General features: G+C 57.6%; 2 rRNA genes. Both read right to left on the bottom strand.

Annotation, left to right across the window (positions count from 1 at the left end):
- Positions 1-3,002: ribosomal RNA gene (locus tag ABGB14_RS49905) — 23S ribosomal RNA — on the bottom strand; the annotation flags it as partial.
- Positions 3,003-3,306: 304 nt separating this feature from the next.
- Positions 3,307-4,827: ribosomal RNA gene (locus tag ABGB14_RS49900) — 16S ribosomal RNA — on the bottom strand.
- Positions 4,828-4,845 lie beyond the last annotated feature (18 nt).

Below are 4,845 nucleotides of genomic sequence, written 5' to 3'. Positions count from 1 at the left end.
GGGTGGGAGACCTCATCTCAAGGCGAGCTTCCCGCTTAGATGCTTTCAGCGGTTATCCCTTCCGAACGTAGCCAACCAGCCGTGCACCTGGCGGTACAACTGGCACACCAGAGGTTCGTCCGTCCCGGTCCTCTCGTACTAGGGACAGCTCCTTTCAAGTCTCCTACGCGCGCAGCGGATAGGGACCGAACTGTCTCGCGACGTTCTAAACCCAGCTCGCGTACCGCTTTAATGGGCGAACAGCCCAACCCTTGGGACCTACTCCAGCCCCAGGATGCGACGAGCCGACATCGAGGTGCCAAACCATCCCGTCGATATGGACTCTTGGGGAAGATCAGCCTGTTATCCCCGGGGTACCTTTTAGCCGTTGAGCGACACCGCTTCCACACGCCGATGCCGGATCACTAGTCCCAGCTTTCGCTCCTGCTCGACCCGTCAGTCTCACAGTCAAGCTCCCTTGTGCACTTACACTCAACACCTGATTGCCAACCAGGCTGAGGGAACCTTTGGGCGCCTCCGTTACCCTTTAGGAGGCAACCGCCCCAGTTAAACTACCCACCAGACACTGTCCCCGATCCGGATCACGGACCAGAGTTAGACGTTCAAAACGACCAGAGTGGTATTTCACCAATGACTCCACCCGAACTAGCGTCCGAGCTTCCCAGTCTCCCACCTATCCTACACAAGACGCTCCAAACGCCAATGTCAAGCTGTAGTGAAGGTCCCGGGGTCTTTCCGTCCTGCTGCGCGTAACGAGCATCTTTACTCGTAGTGCAATTTCGCCGGGTCTGCGGTTGAGACAGCGGGGAAGTCGTTACGCCATTCGTGCAGGTCGGAACTTACCCGACAAGGAATTTCGCTACCTTAGGATGGTTATAGTTACCACCGCCGTTTACCGGCGCTTAAGTTCTCACCTTCGCCAGGTCTCCCTGACTAAGCGGTCCCCTTAACGTTCCGGCACCGGGCAGGCGTCAGTCCGTATACATCGTCTTACGACTTCGCACGGACCTGTGTTTTTAGTAAACAGTCGCTTCCCCCTGGCCACTGCGACCCCCACCAGCTCACAGAGCTAGCCCGATCACCAGCAGAGGTCCCCCTTCTCCCGAAGTTACGGGGGCAATTTGCCGAGTTCCTTAACCACAGTTCACCCGATCGCCTTAGTATTCTCTACCTGACCACCTGAGTCGGTTTAGGGTACGGGCCGCCACAACACTCACTAGAGGCTTTTCTCGGCAGCATAGGATCATCCACTTCACCACAATCGGCTCGGCATCACATCTCACCCACACATGCTGCGGATTTACCTACAACACGGGCTACATGCTTACCCCAGGACAACCATCGCCTGGGCTGGACTACCTTCCTGCGTCACCCCATCGCTTACCTACTACCCCATCAGGCCGAGCGTTCAGCCTCACATCCCCTCCGAAGAGGCAACGGACTTAAGGACTCTTAGTATCAAGGGGTTCAGTATGGGCGCATTGAAGCGGGTACGGGAATATCAACCCGTTATCCATCGACTACGCCTGTCGGCCTCGCCTTAGGCCCCGACTTACCCTGGGCGGATTAACCTGGCCCAGGAACCCTTGGTCATCCGGCGCGAGGGTTTCTCACCCTCGATTCGCTACTCATGCCTGCATTCTCACTCGCACAGCCTCCACAACTAGATCACTCTGCTGCTTCGCCGGCTGCACGACGCTCCCCTACCCACCAACACGAACTAACGTATCAGTGCCACGACTTCGGCGATGTGCTTGAGCCCCGCTACATTGTCGGCGCGGAATCACTTGACCAGTGAGCTATTACGCACTCTTTCAAGGATGGCTGCTTCTAAGCCAACCTCCTGGTTGTCTCTGCGACTCCACATCCTTTCCCACTTAGCACACGCTTAGGGGCCTTAGTCGGTGATCTGGGCTGTTTCCCTCTCGACTACGAACCTTATCGCCCGCAGTCTCACTGCCACGCTCTCACTTACCGGCATTCGGAGTTTGGCTGACGTCAGTAACCTTGTCGGGCCCATCAGCCATCCAGTGCTCTACCTCCGGCAAGAAACACGCAACGCTGCACCTAAATGCATTTCGGGGAGAACCAGCTATCACGGAGTTTGATTGGCCTTTCACCCCTACACACAGATCATCCCCCAGGTTTTCAACCCTGGTGGGTTCGGTCCTCCACCCAGTCTTACCTGAGCTTCAACCTGCCCATGCGTAGATCACTCCGCTTCGGGTCTACAGCATGCGACTCAAACGCCCTCTTCAGACTCGCTTTCGCTACGGCTCCCCCACACGGGTTAACCTCGCCACACACCATAACTCGCAGGCTCATTCTTCAAAAGGCACGCAGTCACATCACACAAGAACCCGAAAGCTCTTGTAAGCTCCTACGGCTTGTAGGCACACGGTTTCAGGTACTCTTTCACAACCCCTCACCGGGGCACTTTTCACCTTTCCCTCACGGTACTCGTGCACTATCGGTCACCAGGGAGTATTTAGGCTTACCAGGTGGTCCTGGCAGATTCACACAGGATTCCTCGAGCCCCGTGCTACTTGGGATCCCCTCAAGAAGTCCATCCGATTTCGTCTACCCGGCTCTCACGGTCTACGGCGCCCCTTCCCAGAGGCTTCAACTATCAGACAGATTTATCACTCCTCGGCCGATCGGCAGATCAACCCAGAAGGTCCCACGACCCCGGACACGCAACGCCTGCCGGCTATCACACACGCCCGGTTTAGCCTCATCCGCTTTCGCTCACCACTACTCACGGAATCACTCTTGTTTTCTCTTCCTACGGGTACTGAGATGTTTCACTTCCCCGCGTTACCACCAACCGCCCTATACATTCAAGCGGAGGCAACACCACATGACTGGTGCTAGGTTTCCCCATTCGGACATCCCCGGATCAACGTCTGGTTGGCGACTCCCCGAGGCTTAACGCAGCCTCCCACGTCCTTCATCGGCTCCTGATGCCAAGGCATCCACCGTGTGCCCTAAAAAACTTGGCCACAAAGATGCTCGCGTCCACTATGCAAATCTCAAACAACAAACAGCAACCACATCCAAGCCAAGCACCCACTCGGCTCTTCAACAGCCCTGCACTGAGCCAAACGAACAACCGCCCGTTTCCTCAGGACCCAACAGTGTGCCCAGCCAACCCGAACCCCCGTAACCCCGTTCCCACTCCCCACCTCATCGAGGTGCGGCGGTACTAGCAGTCCGACGATCCACGCCAACTGAATAGCCAGTGCTCCACTAGTGAGCTGTCACCCCACCACACATCCGGCGGTGACGGGTGAAAACGCTCCTTAGAAAGGAGGTGATCCAGCCGCACCTTCCGGTACGGCTACCTTGTTACGACTTCGTCCCAATCGCCAGCCCCACCTTCGACCGCTCCCCCCAGCAAGCTGGTTGGGCCACGGGCTTCGGGTGTTGCCGACTTTCGTGACGTGACGGGCGGTGTGTACAAGGCCCGGGAACGTATTCACCGCAGCATTGCTGATCTGCGATTACTAGCGACTCCGACTTCATGGGGTCGAGTTGCAGACCCCAATCCGAACTGAGACCGGCTTTTAGGGATTCGCTCCACCTCACGGTATAGCAGCCCTCTGTACCGGCCATTGTAGCATGTTTGCAGCCCAAGACATAAGGGGCATGATGACTTGACGTCATCCCCACCTTCCTCCGAGTTGACCCCGGCAGTCCCCCATGAGTCCCCAACCCTCCGAAGAGGTTGCTGGCAACATGGAGCAAGGGTTGCGCTCGTTGCGGGACTTAACCCAACATCTCACGACACGAGCTGACGACAGCCATGCACCACCTGTCACCCAGTCCGAAGAAGCCCCCATCTCTGAGAGTGTCCGGGTGATGTCAAACCTTGGTAAGGTTCTTCGCGTTGCGTCGAATTAAGCAACATGCTCCGCCGCTTGTGCGGGCCCCCGTCAATTCCTTTGAGTTTTAGCCTTGCGGCCGTACTCCCCAGGCGGGGCGCTTAATGCGTTAGCTCCGGCACGGAGATCGTGGAAGACCCCCACACCTAGCGCCCAACGTTTACAGCGTGGACTACCAGGGTATCTAATCCTGTTCGCTCCCCACGCTTTCGCTCCTCAGCGTCAGGTAAGGCCCAGCAAGCCGCCTTCGCCACCGGTGTTCCTCCTGATATCTGCGCATTTCACCGCTACACCAGGAATTCCACTTGCCCCTACCTACCTCTAGCCGGCCCGTATCCACCGCAGACCTAGGGTTAAGCCCTAAGCTTTCACGGCAGACGCGACCAGCCACCTACGAGCTCTTTACGCCCAATAATTCCGGACAACGCTTGCGCCCTACGTATTACCGCGGCTGCTGGCACGTAGTTAGCCGGCGCTTCTTCTGCAGGTACACGTCAACTTCGTCCCTGCTGAAAGAGGTTTACAACCCGAAGGCCGTCATCCCCCACGCGGCGTCGCTGCGTCAGGCTTCCGCCCATTGCGCAATATTCCCCACTGCTGCCTCCCGTAGGAGTCTGGGCCGTGTCTCAGTCCCAGTGTGGCCGGTCGCCCTCTCAGGCCGGCTACCCGTCGTCGCCTTGGTAGGCCACTACCCCACCAACAAGCTGATAGGCCGCGAGCCCATCCCCAACCGAAAAACTTTCCACCACCACCCGATGCCGGAGGCGGTCATATCCGGTATTAGACCCGGTTTCCCAGGCTTATCCCAGAGTCAGGGGCAGGTTGCTCACGTGTTACTCACCCGTTCGCCGCTCGAGTACCCCGAAGGGCCTTTCCGCTCGACTTGCATGTGTTAAGCACGCCGCCAGCGTTCGTCCTGAGCCAGGATCAAACTCTCCAAAAAAGGTCTGAACCCAACTAA

Source organism: Nonomuraea sp. B10E15, assembly GCF_039871615.1.
Lineage (GTDB): Bacteria > Actinomycetota > Actinomycetes > Streptosporangiales > Streptosporangiaceae > Nonomuraea.
This window is presented reverse-complemented; position numbering and strand designations above follow the sequence as displayed.